Annotated in this window: 20 protein-coding genes and 1 pseudogene; 11 read left to right on the forward strand and 10 right to left on the reverse strand. The window is 63.5% G+C overall.

Annotated elements, in window-relative coordinates; all coding sequences use genetic code 11:
- Positions 1–15 precede the first annotated feature (15 nt).
- Both C7411_RS01365 and C7411_RS01370 read left to right on the forward strand, forming a co-directional pair.
- Positions 16–1,182: a porin gene (locus tag C7411_RS01365; protein ID WP_110382777.1), complete on the forward strand. Its 1,167-nt coding sequence runs from the start codon at positions 16–18 to the stop codon at positions 1,180–1,182.
- Between the two features lie 458 nt (positions 1,183–1,640).
- Positions 1,641–2,588 carry a GlxA family transcriptional regulator gene (locus C7411_RS01370; RefSeq protein ID WP_110382952.1) on the forward strand — a complete coding sequence of 316 codons (948 nt, stop codon included), beginning with the start codon at positions 1,641–1,643 and terminating at the stop codon, positions 2,586–2,588.
- A 53-nt stretch (positions 2,589–2,641) separates the two neighbouring features.
- On the opposite strand, the gene C7411_RS01375 is transcribed toward C7411_RS01370, so the two are convergent.
- From C7411_RS01375 to C7411_RS01385, 3 genes are all read right to left on the reverse strand, one after another.
- Positions 2,642–3,124, reverse strand: a complete 483-nt coding sequence (locus C7411_RS01375; protein ID WP_110382778.1) for a YybH family protein — start codon at positions 3,122–3,124, stop codon at positions 2,642–2,644.
- Between the two features lie 132 nt (positions 3,125–3,256).
- Entirely contained in the window at positions 3,257–4,111 is an 855-nt protein-coding gene (locus C7411_RS01380) for a DJ-1/PfpI family protein (protein ID WP_110382953.1), read from the reverse strand.
- A gap of 151 nt (positions 4,112–4,262) precedes the next feature.
- Positions 4,263–5,009: an SDR family oxidoreductase gene (locus C7411_RS01385; RefSeq protein WP_110382779.1), complete on the reverse strand. Its 747-nt coding sequence runs from the start codon at positions 5,007–5,009 to the stop codon at positions 4,263–4,265.
- 162 nt (positions 5,010–5,171) lie between these two features.
- Between C7411_RS01385 and C7411_RS01390 the strand changes: the two genes are divergently transcribed.
- On the forward strand, positions 5,172–5,450 hold the full coding sequence (locus C7411_RS01390; RefSeq protein WP_110382780.1) for an FAD-dependent oxidoreductase: 279 nt from the start codon (positions 5,172–5,174) through the stop codon (positions 5,448–5,450).
- A gap of 65 nt (positions 5,451–5,515) precedes the next feature.
- Here the strand turns inward: C7411_RS01390 and C7411_RS01395 are convergent, their stop codons facing one another.
- Positions 5,516–6,433, reverse strand: a complete 918-nt coding sequence (locus tag C7411_RS01395) for a LysR family transcriptional regulator (protein WP_110382781.1) — start codon at positions 6,431–6,433, stop codon at positions 5,516–5,518.
- A gap of 136 nt (positions 6,434–6,569) precedes the next feature.
- Here C7411_RS01395 and C7411_RS01400 point away from each other — a divergent pair, with 136 nt between their 5' ends.
- The 5 genes from C7411_RS01400 (at position 6,570) to C7411_RS01420 (ending at position 11,141) form a co-directional block, all read left to right on the forward strand.
- The gene (locus C7411_RS01400; RefSeq protein WP_110382782.1) at positions 6,570–7,334 is read left to right on the forward strand and encodes an SDR family NAD(P)-dependent oxidoreductase; all 765 of its coding nucleotides are present in this window, start codon (positions 6,570–6,572) and stop codon (positions 7,332–7,334) included.
- Between the two features lie 84 nt (positions 7,335–7,418).
- The gene (locus C7411_RS01405) at positions 7,419–8,126 is read left to right on the forward strand and encodes a pirin family protein (protein WP_110382783.1); all 708 of its coding nucleotides are present in this window, start codon (positions 7,419–7,421) and stop codon (positions 8,124–8,126) included.
- Between the two features lie 163 nt (positions 8,127–8,289).
- Complete coding sequence (locus tag C7411_RS01410) at positions 8,290–9,237, forward strand: TauD/TfdA dioxygenase family protein (RefSeq protein WP_110382784.1); 948 nt, start codon at positions 8,290–8,292, stop codon at positions 9,235–9,237.
- 1 nt (position 9,238) lies between these two features.
- Positions 9,239–10,528 carry a sulfite dehydrogenase gene (gene soxC / locus C7411_RS01415; RefSeq protein WP_110382785.1) on the forward strand — a complete coding sequence of 430 codons (1,290 nt, stop codon included), beginning with the start codon at positions 9,239–9,241 and terminating at the stop codon, positions 10,526–10,528.
- Positions 10,529–10,559: 31 nt separating this feature from the next.
- Positions 10,560–11,141 carry a c-type cytochrome gene (locus C7411_RS01420; protein WP_243413002.1) on the forward strand — a complete coding sequence of 194 codons (582 nt, stop codon included), beginning with the start codon at positions 10,560–10,562 and terminating at the stop codon, positions 11,139–11,141.
- A gap of 49 nt (positions 11,142–11,190) precedes the next feature.
- On the opposite strand, the pseudogene C7411_RS01425 reads toward C7411_RS01420, so the two are convergent.
- The 5 genes and pseudogenes from C7411_RS01425 to C7411_RS01445 all read right to left on the reverse strand — a co-directional run.
- A pseudogene (locus C7411_RS01425) lies at positions 11,191–11,487 on the reverse strand (nitrilotriacetate monooxygenase); the annotation flags it as partial.
- 68 nt (positions 11,488–11,555) lie between these two features.
- On the reverse strand, positions 11,556–12,341 hold the full coding sequence (locus tag C7411_RS01430) for an ABC transporter ATP-binding protein (protein ID WP_110382787.1): 786 nt from the start codon (positions 12,339–12,341) through the stop codon (positions 11,556–11,558).
- 43 nt (positions 12,342–12,384) lie between these two features.
- On the reverse strand, positions 12,385–13,284 hold the full coding sequence (locus C7411_RS01435; protein WP_165822722.1) for an ABC transporter permease: 900 nt from the start codon (positions 13,282–13,284) through the stop codon (positions 12,385–12,387).
- A gap of 23 nt (positions 13,285–13,307) precedes the next feature.
- Positions 13,308–14,171 carry an ABC transporter permease gene (locus tag C7411_RS01440; protein WP_221206499.1) on the reverse strand — a complete coding sequence of 288 codons (864 nt, stop codon included), beginning with the start codon at positions 14,169–14,171 and terminating at the stop codon, positions 13,308–13,310.
- 13 nt (positions 14,172–14,184) lie between these two features.
- A complete protein-coding gene (locus tag C7411_RS01445) occupies positions 14,185–15,279 on the reverse strand; it encodes an ABC transporter substrate-binding protein (RefSeq protein ID WP_165822723.1) in 1,095 nt (364 codons plus the stop codon).
- Between the two features lie 236 nt (positions 15,280–15,515).
- Between C7411_RS01445 and C7411_RS01450 the strand changes: the two genes are divergently transcribed.
- Complete coding sequence (locus C7411_RS01450) at positions 15,516–16,739, forward strand: acyl-CoA dehydrogenase family protein (protein WP_110382789.1); 1,224 nt, start codon at positions 15,516–15,518, stop codon at positions 16,737–16,739.
- Here C7411_RS01450 and C7411_RS38565 read toward each other — a convergent pair.
- Complete coding sequence (locus tag C7411_RS38565) at positions 16,736–16,894, reverse strand: hypothetical protein (RefSeq protein ID WP_181431295.1); 159 nt, start codon at positions 16,892–16,894, stop codon at positions 16,736–16,738. The genes C7411_RS01450 and C7411_RS38565 overlap by 4 nt on opposite strands.
- A 15-nt stretch (positions 16,895–16,909) precedes the next feature.
- Here C7411_RS38565 and C7411_RS01455 point away from each other — a divergent pair, with 15 nt between their 5' ends.
- Together C7411_RS01455 and C7411_RS01460 are read left to right on the forward strand one after the other, a co-directional pair.
- Positions 16,910–18,259, forward strand: coding sequence for an LLM class flavin-dependent oxidoreductase (locus C7411_RS01455; protein ID WP_110382790.1), 1,350 nt, complete (start codon positions 16,910–16,912; stop codon positions 18,257–18,259).
- A gap of 42 nt (positions 18,260–18,301) precedes the next feature.
- Positions 18,302–19,657: an LLM class flavin-dependent oxidoreductase gene (locus tag C7411_RS01460; RefSeq protein ID WP_110382791.1), complete on the forward strand. Its 1,356-nt coding sequence runs from the start codon at positions 18,302–18,304 to the stop codon at positions 19,655–19,657.
- Positions 19,658–19,956: the final 299 nt, after the last annotated feature.

Here is a 19,956-nt window from a genome sequence, read left to right on the forward strand (position 1 = left end):
TTGAGGGACGACAGGATGAAAAACAACAAAATCAAGGCAAGCGTTATCGCTGTTGCCGCTTTCGCAGCATCCTCGGCAGCAATGGCACAGTCGTCGGTCACCCTGTACGGCATGCTCGACGCAAGTATCAGCTACACCTCGAACGTCGGTGGCCACTCGCAGGTCGCCCTCGTCGGGGGCGCCTCAGGTTCGAACAAGTGGGGCATCCAGGGTCAGGAAGACCTCGGTGGCGGCGTCAAGGCAGTCTTCAAGCTCGAAAATGGTTTCAACATTGCGACCGGCGGCATCGGCGGTCAGGGCCCCATTGGCTCCACTCGTTCACTGTTCAACCGCCAGGCTTACGTAGGCCTGGCGTCGGACCAGTACGGTACCCTGCGTATGGGGCGCCAGATCGATGCCGTGACGGAAATGGTTCAAGGCCTGACGGGCGATGCCATTTCGGCGTCGACATTCTCGACTCCGGGCGACGTGGACAACAACGACAACACGACGAACCAGAACAACGCGGTGAAGTACATTTCGCCGATTTTCCACGGCTTCCAGGCTGAAGGCGCGTACTCGTTCGGTGGCGTTGCCGGTGCGATGGGTTCGGGTCAATCGTGGTCGGTGGCTGCGGATTATGCTCAAGGCGGTCTGACGGTCGCTGGCGGCTACTTCAAGGCTGTGAACCAGGGTGAGAACGGCTGGCAGAACGCGACGGCACAACCTTCGTTCGGCGGCGCGCTGGGCTATCCGAGCTCGGGCTACTACGGTGGCAATGCATTCAGGAGCGCGGGCATCGCGCAGGTCGCTGGCCAGTACCAGTTTGGTCCGTACACGGCCGGCCTGCGGTACTCGAACGCTCAGTACCAGGGTAACGATGGCCAGGAGTCGATTCACTTCAACGTGATCGCTGGCCTTCTGCAGTACCAGGCAACCCCGGCGCTGTCGCTGGCTGCAGGATACGCGTACGTCTACGGTTCGGAAGCCACGCCTGCGCAAGCCGCTGAGGGCCGCACGATGGCGTCGATCAACCAGGTGTCGCTGGGTGCGACGTACGCACTGTCGAAGCGCACCTCGGTCTACGCCATGGGTGCCTACGTCCATGCTCAGGGCGCTCAGGCTTCGGCTGCTGACTTCGGCAACACCGCATCGGGCGGTAACCAGGTTCAGGCCAACGTTGGCATGTACCACCGCTTCTAATCGCAGGTTCACGGGGTAGTGAATACATTACACCCCGACCAGGAAACGCCCCGCTGAAGTGCAGCCCGGGAATTGGACATTGCTCCAATCTTTGGGTGTCGTTCATGAACCGCCTGGATTTCCTGGAGGTCCAGCGAACGCTGCCTTGACCCATTCGAATTAGTCGTATTGGGACAGGTCATAAACAAGAGCGGCCATTTGGCTACAGCCGAATGGCCGCTCTTGCGCAATGACACGACAATCCCCTCTACGCCTGTGCAAGAGCGCTTCGGGTCGGGTTTGCCATGAGAACCGCGCCCGAGGCGATCGCCGCGCCTGTCGTGGGGCGCCCACCATCGGCTGTACAGCTGATGGATGGGCGGCAAATGGCGATTTACTGTCATTTCTGCCAAGATGGCATGATTCGAGGGATTTATTTAAAATACGCCATCCATAGGTATTCGGCTAACGACTCCGTCATGCATCGAATCGGGTTCTTTGTTTGCAGTGGCCACGACGCTCTCGATCTTGGTGGGCCACTATCGGCTTTTAATCAGGTGGCTGCAGCCGCCGGCCATACTCCGTACGATCTTCACGTCATTTCGCAGTCCGGAGGCCCGGTTCGTGGCAATACCGGCCTTTCGATCGAGACCAGGCCGGTCGGAAGGCGCATGTTTGACACCGTCGTTTTCGTGGGCGGTGATATCGGCCCGATGCAGACACCGGAGAACATCGCCGCTGCCAGGAAATTGGGCGCCAGGGCGTCGCGGGTGGCGAGCGTGTGTACGGGAGCGTTTCTGCTTGCGGAGACCGGCTTGCTGGACGGCGTGAAAGCAACAACGCACTGGCGATACGCTGCACTGTTGCAGTCGCGCTTCCCTCGCACCCGGGTCGAGGGCGACAGCATCTATATCGTAGACGGCCACATCTGGACGTCGGCGGGCATCGCCTCCGGAATCGACCTGGCGCTCGGCTTGATTGAAAGGGATATGGGTGCGGAAGTCGCGCGCGCTGTTTCCAGGCTTCTGGTTGTACCGTATCGTCGGCCGGGTGGGCAGTCCCAATTCTCCGCCATGTCCCAAATGGAGCCGGAGTCGGATCGTATCCGCATTGCCCTGAACTTCGCGAGAGAACATCTGGCTGAAGCGCTACCTGTGGAACGACTTGCCGATGCAGCAAGATTAAGTCCGCGGCAGTTCGGACGCGCGTTTCGCCGGGAAACCGGCGAAACACCCGCCAGGGCGGTCGAACGTTTGCGCGTCGAAGCTGCGAGGCTGCGCCTGCAGGATGGTAGCGAACCGATCGAACAAATTGCTCTGGCTGTGGGATTCACTGATCCGGAACGGATGCGGAGGGCCTTCATCAAGCTGCATGGCCACCCTCCGCAGGCGATCCGGCGCGAAAGCAGAATGAACGGTGCGCGCTGATCGAGCGCCGTATTGGCGCTCTCGCCAACGTGACTACCTGTATCGCCAGGCGCTCAACGGCCAGCGGATTTCTGGGCAGCGTAATCATTCCAGATATCGCGATGCAATTTCCACGCGCCGCCCTCGTTCAGAAAGAGGAGGATCTGCTTGCCGCGGTATTTAAGGTTTCCAGCATGGTCACGGATTTCCGCATCCGAGACTTCCGTCACGATCCGGTCATTACCATAGAACTCGTAATTGCTGAACGATACAGTGTCGGGTTTCGCCCCGGCATAACCCCTGGTGAAGTACGCGGCAATCGCGCTGCCGCCCGTCACCCGATCGCCGCCGGGCGGCAGGAGTGCGCCGTCGTTGGTATACAGACGGCCTATCGCCTCATAGTCCCCTCGCGCAAAGGCATCCGCCCATCGCGCGTTCTCGGCTTTGATAGCCGCTTCGGTTTGGGGCTGCGGACCGCCAGCAATTGCCGGCATGGCAAACGCGAAAAAGGAAAAACAGGCTGCAAGGGCTCCAGCAAAACGACGAATCTGTTGCATTTAAGGATTTCCGATCAGAGTTTAAATTGAAGGGGCTGTGCCAGATTGGGCAGGTGAGGCAAGCAATGTCAATGTCGGCTGCGGCTTCATCGAAACCCTTGCAAGTCCTCACAGAGATTGCCTGCGGGCATCTCAGCGAACGCCTGGAATTCGGGCGAGCCCCCGGGATGCACCGGGCAGTTCTTTGTCGACCATCGCGATGACTTCCGGCCGTGCGTCTCTGGGATGACCGGAATGGAACGGCGGAGCGGGATCGTATTCGATCACGAGTTGCGTGAATTCGGCGGCCTGTTGACCGCGCAGCTTCGCTGCGACGCGAAGTGCGAAATCGATGCCCGCCGTCACGCCGCCTCCGCTCATGAAGCGGCCGTTGTCGTCTTCCACGAATCGATCCGGCACGGGGATCGCGCCATATTCGGACAGCTTGTTGACGAAGGCCCAATGGCAGGCGCTTCGCTTACCCTTGAGAATGCCCGTCGCAGCGAGCACTAGCGATCCGTTGCAAACCGACGTCACATGTTTGGCGCTCTCCGCCAAACGCCGGATCTGCGCTTGATACTCGGGCCGCATCGGCGCCGTCAAATCGGACCCGCCGGGCACCAGAATCAGGTCTGTATTGTCGATATCGGCCAGTCGTTCAGTCTTGCCATACACGACCCCGAATTCGAGGGTCACGTTGCCCCCATTGAGGCTCGCATAGCGAACGTTCGTATTCGGTAACCGGTGGAAAATTTCGCTGGGGCCGGCAAAGTCGAGAAGCGTCCCGCCGTCGTAATTGACAATCAAGATGTTGAGCGGGTCATTCGGAGCAAGTTCTGCCTTGCTGGCTGCCTGCGCAAGAGCAGGCGTGGCGTGGCCAAGCAGGGTTCCGCCACCCAGCACTGCACCCAGCGTGGCGATGCTTCCGAACTTGAGAATATCGCGGCGCGAGCGACCTGCTCCGGTGAGTGGCTTTCCAGAGGCATTGTTTTCGCTGCTGTCGGTCAAGATCATTTCTCCTTGCGCTTCGGCCCCTCCGTGTGCGCAATCAGATTGGGCCGGATTGAAAACCACCACGACAAGAATGCGGGTGGACGTGTGATTAAGGTGTGGATGAGCCGGAGGAACGTGCAGGGCTCCTGAATCGGAAAGCGCGGGCTTAAAGCTGCGAGGCGCCGCCATCGACAATCAGTTCGCTGCCGACAACGTAGGAGGATTCGTCGCTGGCGAGGTAGAGCGCAGCGTAGGCAATGTCCTCTGCCTTGCCCATGTGGCCGACCGGGATGGCCTTCGCGAACTCGCCTTTGAAGTTGCGGACATCCTCGTCCGACATACCCCACTTGCTGAGCAGGGGCGTGTCCATGCCGCCTGGCGCGATCGCGTTGAACCGAATCTTGCGATCGAGGAACTCGTAGGACCAACTACGGGCAAGCGATCGCACGGCGGCCTTCGCCGCTGCTGTCAACGAGATGCCATGCTTGCCGGTCTGGGCGACGAACGATGTGTTGAGAATGACTGAGGAGCCCTCTCGCAAGTCCGGCAGCACCGCTTGAAGCGTGAGCACCACGCCCTTGACGTTGATGTCCATGATCTCGCTATAGAGTTCGTCGTCTATGTCGTTGAGTGCAGACGGGAAAGCCCAACCAGCGTTGGCGAACACGACATCAAGGCCGCCGAACTTCTCTTTTACCTCAGCGGCAATCTCTCGCATGTCCTCGATCGAACGTACATCGCCCTTGAGAACTAACGCATTCTCGCCAAGCTCGGCCTTCACGCGCTCTAACACTGCATCATCGCGACCGGTTACCGCAACCCGGGCGCCTTCTGCAATGAAAAGCCTGGCGGTCGCGAGACCGATGCCGCTGGTACCGCCCGTAATCAAAGCTGACTTGTTCTTAAGCCTCATCTTCTGTTCCTTTTCTTTGCTCGAGATTGAACGAACCGGAAGCACAAGTCGCAATCGCGTCTGTGCTCGTGTTCCGACTTGATTCCTGCGCAAATTATGGAACCTGAATTGAATGGCTCAAAGGTCGTATAACCCTCAAAATGCGTCATCCAATTTAACCTGATGCGGCGCTTGCGGCGTGCAGGTGTGCGATTGCGCGTCACCACCCGAATCAGCGACCTTCGCGAGGATGGCACCGGTCGGATTGGCGCTTTCGCCGGACGGGAGATGCTGGACGCCGAGCAAATCGTGGCGGCGGCGGGAGCTGCCAGTGCAGCGCTGCTGCGGCCGCTACGCATCCGGTTGCCGCTCTATCCACTGAAGGGTTACAGCCTGACCGTGAACGTAAAAAGCCTGGCCGCGGCGCCGTCGATCAGCGTGACCCCCGGGCTCCACCCATGACACAGTTGCATGCATGCATGCATACATGCAATGATGGACGCCGGCTGATCCACTGCGCCGATGCATCATTTCGACCATCGCCATGTTGGCTCGGAAAGGTGTTCGGCAAAGTAATCCGACAGCGCCGCGACTTTCGCAGGCCGCGCGCGGGCCGAGGGCGTGACGAAGTAAAGACCGCCCTTCGTCAGCGACCAGTTAGTCAGGATCGCTTCGAGACGGCCTTCGGCCAGGTATTCGCCCGCGATGAACTCGGGCAGTTCCGCGATTGCAAGCCCCTCGAGCAGCATGGGCAATAGCGCATCGGAATTTGTCACGCGCAGCGGGCCGGTCGGCATCACCGGTTCCTCTTCGCCCGCGTCGTTCGTGAAGCGCCACACATCGCTGCGCGCGCGATACGCGTACGAGAGACATGGCCTGTCTATCAGTTCGCGCGGATGCGTGGGCCGCCCTTCGCGCCTCAGATATTCCGGCGACGCCACCACGGATTGCGTCACCGCGCACAGCCGCCGCGCGACCAGCGACGAATCCGGCAGCGCGGCGATACGCAATGCGGCGTCAAAGCCATCGGCAACCAGATCGACCGGCGCATCGGATAGATGGAGGTCGATCGACACCTCCGGATACAGGCGAAAGAAGCCCGGCAGCAGAGGCGCGACCCAGCGCAGCCCGAACGACATCGGCACGGCCAGACGCACGAGGCCGCGTGGCTGCACCGACATCTCGCGCGCGGCGCTTTCCGTCTCCTCGGCCTGGCGATAGACCTCGGCGGCCTTCTCGCTGATCGTCCGGCCGAACTCCGTGAGCGAGAGCTGGCGCGACGTGCGGTTGAAAAGCCGCGCACCCAGCCGGTCTTCCAGGCGGGCCACGGCGCGCGAGACCGTTGCCACCGACACGCCCGTCGCGCGCGCCGCAGCCGCGAACGATCCCTCCTCGGCGACCTTCGCGAACATCGCGAGTCCTTCGAAATCAGGCAGCTTCGCCATTTCCCCTCATCTTTTCATTTTTGCAACGTTGGATTGCAATCAATTCTATTTCGAAAGGACGGGGCCGTCGATATTCTTCTCACATCGCAGCACGCAACACGAAAACCTCCACTGACCTCACGAAAGGAGCAACACCATGGCACGCAAGCTCGACAACAAGATCGCACTCGTCACCGGCGCAACCAGCGGCATCGGCCTCGCCACCGCCCAGCGCTTTGCGGCCGAAGGCGCACACGTCTATCTCACGGGCCGCCGCCAGGCCGAACTCGATGCCGCCGTGAAGAGCATCCACGAAGCGGGCGGAAAGGCCACCGGGGTGCGTGTCGATTCCACGAAGCTGGGCGAACTCGACGCACTGTACGCGCAGATCAAGGAAGAGCAGGGCCGTCTGGACGTGCTGTTCGCGAACGCCGGCGGCGGTTCGATGCTGTCGTTCGGCAGCATCACCGAAGAACACTTCGACGACACGTTCAATCGCAACGTAAAGGGCGTGCTGTTCACGGTGCAAAAGGCGCTACCGCTGCTCGCCAAGGGAGCATCGGTGATTCTCACGGGATCGACGGCAGGTAGCGCGGGCACGGCGGCGTTCAGCGTGTATTCGGCTTCGAAGGCTGCGGTGCGCTCTTTCGCACGCAACTGGATCCTGGACCTCAAGGACCGCCAGATCCGCGTGAACACGATCAGCCCGGGTGCGACCCGCACGCCCGGCCTGCTCGACCTGGCCGGTGACGATGCTGCCCAGCGCCAGGGTCTTGCCGATTACCTGGCTGCCCAGATTCCGATGGGCCGTCTCGGTGAGCCCGGCGAAATCGCAGGCGCGGCGCTGTTCCTGGCCTCGGACGACGCGAGTTTCGTGAACGGCATCGAATTGTTTGTCGATGGCGGCCAGCAGCAGATCTGAGCGTGGCCAGGGTGCGTGGGGTGCGGTGGACGCGGTCCTTGACGCTCGCAATCCGCGCTCCGCGTACTCAAACCGAACTCCGTCATGATTGAACATCGGCCTTTTCTTGCGCTTGGCGCAATCCGGCGCGGCCGTGTCGACGCGCGCCAGCATTTCAGCGTGGGCGAATCCGGGCGCGCCGATCATGCGCCGCTCGGTCCGCTCCACCTGTGGAGCGACGTTGAATTCGCGCCGCACTCGGACCTCGGCCTGCAAGCTCACCGCGACCTGGAAATCGTCACGTGGGTGCGTTCGGGCGCAATCACGCACGAAGACGACGCGGGCAATCGGGCGCGTCTGGTCGCCAATTCCGTCCATGTGATGAGTGCCGGAGCGGCGATCCATCACGCCGAGCGCAACGAGGACAATCTACCCGCACGGCAGTTCCAGATCTGGCTACGTCCACATACAGCGGTGGGTACGCCGCGCTGCGCGACGCGAGTCTGTTCGCCCGGATGTCGTGATGGCCGATTCGTTACATTGGCGAGCGGCGATCCGGAGGATGTCCGCGCCGGCGCCTTGCCCGTCCACGCCGACGCGCGTGTGCGAATCGCGACGCTGCGTGAAGGCACGGCAATGGAGCACATCTTGCCGGTACCCGGTTCTGCTTATCTGGTTGCGGATCATGGGCGACTGGACGTGGGGCCGGTCAGGCTGGCGCGGCGCGATGGCATTGCCATTCGGGATGAAGCGCGGCTCATGTTGAGGGCGCGAGACGACACAGATGTCGTGATTGTCGAGCTCTTACGCTAGAACAAACGCGCCAGTGAGAGTCCAGGCTTGCTTTGCATTACATCCCTGCGAATAACCAAAGCGCAAATCGGTTGTTATAGGCGCACGGGCGCATCCATATACTGGCTCAATGTCAGCCGTGTGCGGCATCGCGCGGCGAGCGCCCCAATCAAGGAGAACAACGATGAGTGCAGCCCCCATTGGGGACGAAGCTGACGTCCACGTCAGCCCGCTGTCAGCGCATATTGGTGCGGTGATTAGCGGAGTGGACCTGGCACGGCCGCTCGATCCGAAGCAGATTCATGTGATCCGCGCAGCGTTGCTGAAGTGGCGGGTCGTGTTCTTTCGCGAGCAGTTCCTGAACCATGAGCAGCACGTTGCCTTTTCCGCCCAGTTTGGCGAACTGACGGTCGGGCATCCGGTGTTCGGTCATGTCGACGGCCATCCGCAGATTTACTCGATTTCGAAATTTCGTAAGGCGACGCGCTTCGAAGGACAACCGCTGTTGCGACCCTGGACCGGCTGGCACACCGACGTTACGGCTGCCGTGAATCCGCCGTTCGCGTCGATTCTGCGCGGCGTCACGATCCCGCCGTACGGTGGCGACACACAATGGACCAATCTCGTCGTCGCGTACGAGAGGCTTTCGGAACCGTTGCGCAGATTTGTCGATGGCCTGCGCGGCATACATCGATTTGCGCCGCCGCAAGGCGTGAAGGGCACTGATTCATTTGCCGTGGCGGTCGACCAGCATACGCTGGTAAGCGAGCATCCGCTCGTGCGCGTGCATCCGGAAACGGGCGAGCGCGCGCTATATGTGAGCCCGGGCTTCCTGAAACAGATATCGGGGGTCTCGCCACGCGAAAGCGAGTTGCTGCTTGAACTGCTGTGGGAGCACGTGACGCGGCCGGAGTTCACGGTGCGCTTCAAATGGGAAGCGGGCAGCGTGGCGTTCTGGGACAATCGGGCGACCGCGCATCTCGCGCCGACCGATATCTTCGACCTCGACTTCGATCGCCAGCTATACCGCACGACACTCGTCGGCGACGTGCCGGTGGGGCCGGACGGACGCGCGTCGGTTGCGCTGGAAGGCTCGCCGGTGGGGGCGGCGGCAGCGCTGGCGCTGAACTGAAATGCCGCGACATTCACGTCTTGCCCGCGACGCGCATGGTGCGTCGAAACCCGCGTCGCCGCGTCGACGTCTACTGGGCGGCCTCGCCCTGTCCGCGCTGGCGGTGCCGCATCTGAAGGCCGCGACGTTGTTGCAGCCTCTCGGCGTCGATGCCTGGACGCAAACACCCGGCGCGCCGATTCTCGAACACCCGTATGGACTGCCTTCGCCGCATGAAGCGAACGTGATTCGCCGTGCCGCGCGAGCGTGGCCGATGCCGGGCGCCGCGTCGTCGTTGACGCCGCTCGCGGATCTGCATGGTTCGATTACGCCGAATGGGCTCGTCTACGAGCGGCATCACGCGGGGGTGCCCGACATCGATCCCGACGCGCACCGGCTCGTGATTCACGGCCTCGTGCGCGAACCGAAGCTCTTCACGATGGACGACCTGTTGCGCCTGCCTTCGGAGTCGCGCATTCACTTTCTCGAATGCTCGGGCAACACGGCGAGCGAGTGGAAAGGACCGAGTGGCTTGCCGGTGCAGATCACGCACGGCCTGCTGTCGTGCTGCGAGTGGACCGGCGTCAGGCTGTCGACGCTGCTCGAAGCGGTCGGTGGACGCACGGCGGCGAGCGACGGCGCCACGCCGCAATGGCTGCTCGCCGAAGGCGGCGACGCGGCCGCCATGACGCGCAGTCTGCCGCTCGAGCGGATTCTCGAGCGCGCGCTCGTCGTCTATGCGCAGAACGGCGAGCGCCTGCGGCCCGAGAACGGCTATCCGCTGCGTCTGATCGTGCCGGGCTTCGAGGGCAATACCAACGTGAAATGGCTGCGGCGCCTGAAGATCGTCGATGCGCCGTTGCAGACGCGCGAGGAAACGTCGAAGTACACGAGCATCCTGCCCGACGGGCGCGCGCGTCAGTTCGTGTTCGAGATGGACGCGAAGTCGGTGATCACGCGGCCGTCCGCCGGACAGCGGCTGACGGTGCAGGGCTTCTATCCGGTCGTCGGGCTCGCGTGGTCGGGGCGCGGAGCGATCCGCAAGGTCGAGGTATCGACCGATGGCGGTGCGACGTGGCGAGCCGCAGTGCTCGACGAGCCCGCGCGCGATCGCGCCCTGACGCGTTTCCAGGCTGGCTTCGTGTGGAATGGCGCGCCGACCGCGATCCTGTCGCGCGCCACGGACTCGACCGGCTACGTGCAACCGACGCGCGAAGCGCTTGTCGCGGCGCGCGGATTGAACTCGAACTATCACTACAACGGCATTCAGCAGTGGCGCATCGAAGCGGATGGGAGCGTGAAAAATGCATGAGCCTGTCCGGTTCGCTCGTTCGGTATCCAGAATGACGCGTGCTCTGCTGACGGTGGTCGCGGCTGGCGGTCTGCTCGCTGGCTGCTCTTCTTCGTTCAACGCACCGCGCGACGCGCAGTCGGGCGCCGCACAGGCGCGCTGGCGCTCATCGGTCGACGCGATCGGCAAGCCCATCAGCGAAGCCGATCTGAGTGCCTGGAATATCGACGTCGCGCCGGACGGCCACGGTCTGCCCAATGGCAGCGGTGACGTCGCAACGGGTGGCCGCATTTTCGCGGCGAAATGCGCGGCCTGTCATGGCGCGAAAGGGGAGGGGCTGATCGGCGATCAACTGATCGGTGGAGCGGGTACGCTCGCTACGCCGAATCCGAAGCGCACGGTCGGCAGCTACTGGCCGTATGCGACGACGCTGTTCGACTATATCCGCCGGGCCATGCCCTATAACGCTCCGCAATCGCTGAGCGCCGACGAGGTGTATGCCCTCAGCGCGTGGATATTGAATCGCAACGGCATCGTGCCGGACGACGCGCGCCTCGACGCGCAAACGCTGGCCGCCATCCGCATGCCCAACCGCGATGGTTTCGTGCCGGACCCGCGGCCCGGCAAACTTTGACAGGCCCCTGGCCGGCGGGCCGATTGCCTCGCTCGCCGGCGCATCTGTCTCAGGAAGCGGCCGTCGCGAGTTCGCCGCGCTCGCGTGGCGTCTGCGTGTAGCGATTGACCGGACGCGGCAGCCCCAGATGATCGCGTAACGTGCGGCCCGTGTACTCGGTGCGAAAGAGTACACGTCGCTGCAATTCGGGCAAGACGGTATCGGCGAATTCGCTGAGCCCGCCCGGCAGCCACGGTCACATGATGTTGAAGCCGTCGGCGCCCGCCTCGTCGAACCATTGCTGCAACGGGTCGGCGATGCTTTGCGGCGTGCCGATCACCTGCTGATGTCCGCGCGCGCCCGCTATGATGCTGCGCTCACTGCTGGCTCCTTGTGATGGACGTCGGGGGACGAGGATGCTTGTCGCGGGCGAGGTCAGCCGGCGTGTTCAGCGTGCTCGGAGAAGTCAGCGAGTATTTGCTCGCGCAACTGCACGAAACGCGGGTCGCTGCGCTCGCGCGGCCGCGGCAAGCCGACATGCGTAATTCGCTTGATCCGGCCAGGGCGCGGCGCCATCGTCACCACGCGGTCGCCGAGATGGATCGCTTCGTCGACGTCATGCGTAACGAGGATCATCGTAATGCGTTCGCTCTCCCAGATCCGCTGCAGTTCATTTTGCAGACGCGCGCGGGTGAGGGCGTCGAGCGCGCCGAACGGCTCGTCGAGCAGCAGGACACGCGGGCGGTTCACGAGTCCGCGCGCGATCGCCACGCGCTGCGCCATGCCGCCCGACAACTGATGCGGATAAGCATGCTCGAAGCCTTGCAGGCCGACGAGCGCGACATGCCCGGCCACCGCATCGCGCTTCTGTTGCGGCGAAAGCGGCGCGTTGCGCAGCGCGGCTAGAATGTTCTGCGACGCCGTCAGCCACGGAAACAGCCGATGATCCTGAAACACGATGCCACGATCGAGCGACGTGTCGCGCACGCGCTCGCCATCGACGCTGATATCGCCGCGATAGTCGGTGTCGAGTCCGGCGACGAGGCGCAGCAGCGTCGACTTCCCGCAGCCGCTCGCGCCGAGCACGCTGATGAATTCGCCGGCCGCGATGTCGAGTGAGATGTCGTCGAGCACGAGCAGGTCGTCGTGCGCGTCGCGCTGACGCGCATACCGCTTGCTGACGCCGCGAATGCGGATGCCTTCGGAAACCGTGCTGGTCATGAGTTCGCTTCCTGTCGATTAGCCGCCTGGCCGTTGAACCACCTCACGCGACGGCGCGTTCCTGCGGCGCACCGCTGCGGCGCGCCATCACGCGTCGCTCGACGCCGCGGGCGAGCGCATTGAGCGCCCAGCCGGTCAGTCCGACGACGATGATGCCGAAAAGCACGAGGTCCATCCTGAACTGCTCGCTGCCGTCGATCAGCGTGTTGCCGATGCCGCTGCCCGCGACCAGCAGATACTCGGCACCGAGTGTCGCGAGCCACGAATAGATGAGCCCCAGATAGATGCCGGTGAAGATCGTCGGCAAGGCGGCGGGGAGGATCACGTAGCGGATCAGCTGGATGCGCGAGTAGCGCAAGGCGCGCGCGACCTCGATGTAGCGGCGCGGCACCGCGTGGATGCCGTCGCAGGTATGGGCCGCGACGGGCAGCAACGCCGCGAGCGACAGGAACACGACTTTCGCCATGTCGCCGAGGCCGAACCAGACCGAAATCAGCGGGATCCAGGCGAACAGCGAGATCTGCTTGAAGGTATCGAAGCTCGGGCCGATCAGCCGCGTCGCGACGCGCGAGAGCCCGAGCGCCGAGCCGAGCAGCAGGCCGCCCGCGGTGCCGACCACGAAGCCGCTCGCCTCGCGCGCGAGCGATGCCGACAGCGCACGCAGCAATGCGCCGCTTTCGATCTGCTGCCACGCGGTACGCGCGACATCGGCGGGGCTCACGAGCAGGCCGCTTGTGACGAGGTGTAACGCCGACACAAACCACCACAGCGCAAACAACGCGAGCGGCAGCACGAGCCCGCGCCAATTGAGGGCATCAAGCCGGTTCCTGAGGGCCACGATGCGAGTCGGCCGGGCAGGCGCCTCGCAATCGCATGGCGGTGGAGCGCTGCGCCGTGGCTCGAAGAAGCGGCGCAGCGCATCGGAAGCAGAATTGAATGGCATGACAGAGTCCCGAAACGAAGCGCCTACTCGCGAAACGCCGAAGGTTGGCCGCGCCGCAGCCGCGCTTCGAGCGCATCGAGCAGACGGTTGATCGCAAAGCCGATCGCGCCGACGATCACGACCGAGGCCATCACCAGATCGAGTTGAAAGAGCTGTCGCCCATAGACGATCAGATAGCCGAGCCCTTCCGACGACGCCACCAGTTCGACGACGACCAGCGCAAGCCACGCTTTCGTGAACGCGAGCCGCACGCCGGTGGCGAGCGTGGGCACGGCGGCGGGCAGCACCACGTACGCGATGCGCTGCCAGCGGCCATAGCCGAACACGCGCGCGGCTTCATCGAGCGCGGCGGGCGACTGGCGAAAACCCTGCATCGTGCTCAGCGTGACGGGCACGAGCGCGGCATGCGCGATCAGGATGTACTTGAGCGGCTCGCCGACGCCGACGAGCAGCAGCAGAAATGGCAGCCAGCCGAGCACGGGAATCTGCACGAGCGCATTGAACCCTGGCAGAACGTACGATTCGACCGTGCGCGACAAACCGAGCGCCGCACCGATCGTCAAACCGGCCAGCGTGCCCGCACCGAAGCCTAGCAGCACGCGCTGCAGGCTCACGAAGGTATGGTGCGCGAGGTCGCCGCTGCGCGCGAGATCGCACAGCGTCTCGAACACCATCTGCGGCGGCGGCAGGATTTGCGGCGCGATCCAGCCGCGTTCGCAGCCGATGCTCCACAGCGCGAACAGCGCGGCGGGCAGCAGCCACGGCGCGAGATGCCAGCCGACGGCCCGTGCGCGCCGCTGCAGATTGGCCTGGGTCTTCGCTTCGTCTGCCACGCGCGCCGGGGCGTGTGCCGCGGCGGGGGACCATTCGCCAAGCGCCTTGCTCATCGTCGTTCTCCGCTCAACCGAGGGGTTTGCCTTGCGCGTCGTAGCGCGTCCAGTAGTGATCGAGCGACTGGCTGTGCAGCGCGTTGTCGAGATAGCGTGGCTCGAACCAGCCGTCGACCTCGACGGGCCGACGGATCAGCTTGAGCTTCAGCGCATCGCCCGCCACGGCCTTATAGCGCGCGACGATGAACGGATCGATCAGCGGCGAGTTGCGGGACTTAAGCGTCTGGTTCGCGAACTCGGCCTGCCACGACGCGTAGCTGACGCCGCTCTTCGCCCAGAGCTTGAATAGAGCGTCGCGGTTCGCTTCGTCGGACGACCACTGTGCGCCTTTGACGAACACGTTGACGACCCGTTGCACGATGTCGGGGTGCGCGCGGTCGAAATCGTCAAGCACGAGCAGGTGCGATTGACGCGTGAACTGCGGACCTGCCGTCTGCGATTCGTAGACGATCTTCGCGAGACCCTGATCGCGCAACTTGTAGAGGTGATAGTCGTTGACCGATGCGTCGATGCCTTTGGACGAGAGCGCCGCGAGCGAGCTGGCCGAATCCAGATTGATCACGCGCAGATCGCGCTCGTCGAGCTGGTTGGCCGCGAGCACGTTATCGGCGACGAGCTGCAGGTTGGTGCCGCGAAAAATCGACACGCGACGGCCTTGCAGATCCTTGATGTTCTGTACGGGCGAGTCGGGCGGCACGGCGAACTTCACGCCGGCACGCACGCCCGATTCGAGCAGGATGCGCGTCTTCAATCCGTTTGCGCGGCCGAGCACGGAAGGCAGGTCGCCCTGAAACGCGAAGTCGAGAGACTTGTCGGCGATCGCTTCGTTGACGGCGGGGCCCGCGCCCTTGAAGAAGAGCCATTCGACCTTGATGCCGTCGGCGGCGAATTCCTTTTCGAGCAGTTGCAGCTGTTGCACGGTGGCGGCGGGCGACCCGCCGAACGTTGGCGGATCGCCGGCGCCCTGCTGCGCGACGCCGATGCGGATCACCGTGGGTTTGTCCGCGTGGGCGAGGGGCATCGCGAATGCGAACGCCGCGGCGAGCAGCGCAGACTTCAGCAGCGAGAAGGTTCGCAGAAAGCTTCGCGGGATTCGATGAGTCATTGATCGGGACGATGCGCAGAGGACGTGGCCTCATTCTTGTCGACGCCCTTTGCAGGGGCAAGGAAGCATTGCAGCTATGGATATGCGCGGCAGTGGCAAAGCATTTGAGCGAATAACGTAAGCGCAAATCGATTGTTATCTGAACAACGGTGCGTCCCTATACTGGTTCGCTGTCGATCAGGCACGGCTTCCTGAACAAGTATGCCGGCCTGCATGTCTAGCACGAGGAACCATGCATGTCCGCACACGATCAGGCGAGCACCGCTGCGCGCCAACGGCTCGAAGCCGCACTCGATGAGTTGCCCGCGCTGGCAAAAGCGATTGGAGAAGGCGCGGCATCCCGGGAGGCGCGCCGCGAGCTCCCATTTGACGGCTTCACGCTGTTCCGGCAGTCGGGCCTCGGGCGGTTGCGCTTGCCCGTCGAGTGGGGCGGCCTGGGCGGCACGCTCGAAGATGAGTTCCATGTCATTTCCACGCTCGCCGCCGAAGACAGCAACGTCGCACACGCGCTGCGCATTCACTACGACCAGACGGAAGCGTTGTTGCTGTCCCCGCGCACGCCGTTCAACGAAATCCAGATTCAGCGCGTCATCGACGGCGCGATTTTCGGTGGCGCATCGACGGAACTCGGTACGTCGCGCCCTGGCGAAATCACCACGCGGTTGCGCCGCGATGGTGAGCATTACCGGCTGACCGGCCGCAAATACTATGCGACGGGCACGGCGTTCTCCGATTACGCACGCCTGAATCTGCAGGATGAGGACGGCAACGCGGTCGTCGCCATCGTGCCGGTGAAGCGTGAAGGTTTTCGCGTGCTCGACGACTGGGACGGCATGGGGCAACGCATGACGGCAAGCGGCAGCCTCGAATTCGACAACCTGCTCGTGCGCGCAGACGAAGTCACGCCACGCGTGCAGACGACGCTTGCCGGCCGGCACGGCGGCGCGCTGCGGCAGTTGCATCTGGTGGCGGTGGGAGCGGGCATCGTGCGCAACGTCGTCGCGGATGCGAAGCACTATGTGTTGCGGCACGGCCGCCCCGCGCTTCACAGTGCCGCGCCGTCAGCCCGGGAGGACGCGTTTATCCAGCAGGTAATCGGCGATCTCACGGCGCACAGTCACGCAGCCGATGCACTCGTGCGCGAGAACGCGCGTGTGCTGGAGCGCTCATCGCGAGCGATCCGCCTCGGCGCCGCCGACGCGGACGCGCTCGTGCTGGAAAGTGCGCTGGCGACGGCCCGCACGCAACTGATCGTCAGCAAGCTGGCGCTCTACGCCGCCGAGCGGATGTTCGAAGCAGGGGGGGCGTCGGCGACCTCGCGCGCGCACAACTTCGACCGTCACTGGCGCAATCTGCGCACGATCTTCAGTCACAACCCGCTCATGCACAAGGCGCGTGTGGTCGGCGACTACACGCTCAATGGTGTGACGACGCATCTCACGGAAGGCCGTGTTTTCTAGCCATTTCGCACGCGTTTCAGCGGCCCGTTCGAGCGGCCGCGCCAGGCGAGCGGCGCTTTGTCACCGATCCGCGCCGCATTCTCGAACTGTTCGCCGCGCGGCATGGTTTCCCGAAAGTTCATTGACCCTCGTATGCGCGCAAGCGCCATGGTCATCAAAGGAGATTCCCGATGAGCCGCAATCCGGCGCAGCGCGTGCCGCGCCGCCTGCATCTGAACGTCAATATCCTTCACTCCGGCTTCGTGCCTTCGGCATGGCGACGCGACGATGCGGACCCGCGCGCGTTCATCGATGTGAGCCACTACGTGCGCGTCGCGCAGACCGCCGAGGCGGGCAAGCTCGACGCGGTCTTTCTGGCCGACAATGCGGCGATCGTCGATCAGATCGACTTCCGGCCCATCACAGCGCTCGAACCGACCGTATTGCTCGCGAGCATCGCGGCGGCGACGACGCACATCGGCGTGATCGGTACCGCCTCTACGAGCTACAACGAGCCGTACAACATCGCGCGTCGCTTTGCGACGCTCGATCACGTCAGCAACGGACGCGCAGGCTGGAACGTCGTCACGACAGCGGATCTGCCGTCCGCGCGCAATTTCGGCCGCGGCACGGTGCCCGATCACGCGCAACGGTATGAACGCGCCGCGGAGTTCACGGAGATCGTAAAAGCGCTGTGGGACAGCTGGGAAGATGATGCGTTTGTCGGCGACAAGGCCGGCGGCCGTTTTGTCGATGTCGATAAAGTGCATCCCATCGCACATCGCGGCCGCCACTTCGAGGTACACGGCGCACTCAACCTGCCGCGCCCGCCGCAGGGGCATCCCGTGCTGGTGCAGGCGGGCGCATCGGCCGACGGCCGCGAACTCGCAGCGCGTCACGCGGAGGCGGTCTTCTCCGCTTCCCAGTCGTTCGAAGAATCGGCGGCCTATCGGCGCGATCTGAACGAACGGGCAGCCGTTTATGGCCGTCCCGGAGTGAAGGTGCTGGCCGGTCTCACGACGATCATCGGTGCGACCGAGACGGACGCATTGCGGCGCCGCGACGAACTCGTGGACCAGATACCGTGGCGTTATAGCCTGAACCGTCTGGCGGGCACACTGGGCATCGACGTCGACCGCCTGAAACTCGACGAGCGCTTACCCGATGATCTCGCGTTGCCCGGCAGTGGCAATGGCAATCACACGTTTTTTCAGGCGACCATTGCGCATGCGCGCCGTCACGGCCAGACAGTTCGCGAGCTGATCCGTTCGCTTGCGGGGGGGACGGGGCACAGGGTCATCGTCGGCACCCCCGAGCAGATCGCCGACGACATCACACACTGGTTCAACGGCGGCGCGGCCGATGGCTTCAACCTGATGCCCGACGTGCTGCCTGGCGGCCTGAGCGATTTCGTCGATGGCGTGGTACCGATTCTCCAGAAGCGCGGTATCTTTCGCACCGCTTATGAAGGCGCGACACTGCGCGAGCATCTCGGGCTTGCGCGCCCCGACAACGCGCAATTGTGGCGCGAGAGCGCATAGGCCGGCAGCGATCATTTACCTCACCTACGACTCGCGCATACCATGAGCCAACGTAAAGGACAACTGCGCCTCGGCGCTTTTCTGTATCCAACGGGACATCACATCGCAGCATGGCGCCATCCGGATTCGCACGCCGATGCGGGACGCGACTTTCGTCATTATGTGCAGCTTGCACAGGCTGCTCAGGCGGCAAAGTTCGACCTGATCTTTCTCGCGGATGGCTCGGGAACGCGCGGCGACAACGTCGATTTTCTAAGCCGCACGGCGCATAGCTATGTCGCGCAGTTCGAACCGCTCACGTTGCTGTCGGCGCTCGCGGCCGTGACCGAAAAGATCGGTCTGGTCGGCACGGCTTCGACAACGTTCAACGAGCCGTATCACATCGCGCGCAAATTCGCGTCACTTGACCACATCAGTGGCGGGCGTGCCGGATGGAATCTCGTGACGTCGTCGAGCGCGCACGAGGCGAAGAACTTCAACTTCGACGAGCATCTCGCGCATGCGCGGCGCTATGAACGCGCGGTCGAATTCGCCGAAGTGGTGGACGGGCTGTGGGACAGCTGGGACGAAGATGCATTTGTGCGGGACAAGGCGGCAGGGCGTTACTTCGATCCCGCAAAACGCCACGTGCTCGATCATCGCGGCGAATTCTTCAAGGTGCGTGGGCCGCTGAATGTCGAGCGCTCGCCGCAGGGCCGGCCCGTAGTCGTCCAGGCGGGCTCGTCGGAAGCGGGTAAGGCGCTGGCGGCACGCACGGCGGAGGTCATCTTCACGGCGCAACAGACACTGGCCGACGCGGTTGCATTTTATGCGGACGTCAAAGGCCGGATGACCGAATACGGCCGCGAGCCGGACGACCTCAAGATCATGCCCGGCGTGATGCCGATCGTTGGTGCGACGCAAGCCCAGGCGCAGGAAAAGTTCGAGCAACTGCAGGCCTTGATCGACCCCACCGTGGGACTTGCGCTGGTGTCGACGTTGACGGGAGGTTTCGATCTGTCGGGCTACCCGCTCGACGGCCCGATTCCGGAGCTGCCCGAAACCAATGCGAGCAAGAGCCGCCAGTCGCTGACGCTCGAACTCGCGCGGCGCGAAAATCTGACGATTCGCGAACTGTATCTGCGTGTCGCCGGTGCGCGGGGACACTGGCAACTGGTCGGCACTCCCGCACAGATTGCAGACGCGCTGGAGGAGCGCTTCGTCCATTACGGCGCGGATGGCTACAACGTGATGCCCGCGTTGCTGCCCAATAGTCTCGATGACTTTATCCGGCTCGTGTTGCCCGAACTGCGGCGGCGCGGGCTCTTTCGCAACGAATACGAAGGCCGCACTCTGCGCGAGAACCTCGGTTTACGGCGTCCGGTGCCGCGCTATCTGCGCGAAGCGGTGACGCAATAACAGTGCGTGGTCATGGACGCAAGGCCGCTTCGCGCGGTCTTTCTATCTTTGGAGCATCGGATTCGACGGCTGCTGCTTCGAGCGGCGCCTCCGCCTTTTTCGGATCGTACGGGTAGGGTGCCGGACGCGCATCGGGAAACGGTGATCCCGGCGCGATCGGTGTCGTTGATTCGTTCGCGTAGCTGTACCAGACGCACTGCGACCGGCAAGGTACGTTCGCAAGCCCGTCATGAATGTGAACAGGTCCTGGCGGTTGAACGCCGGTTTCCAGCAATTCCGCGGACATTCGGGCCAAAAGC

Source organism: Paraburkholderia silvatlantica (assembly GCF_003096715.1).
GTDB lineage: Bacteria > Pseudomonadota > Gammaproteobacteria > Burkholderiales > Burkholderiaceae > Paraburkholderia > Paraburkholderia silvatlantica.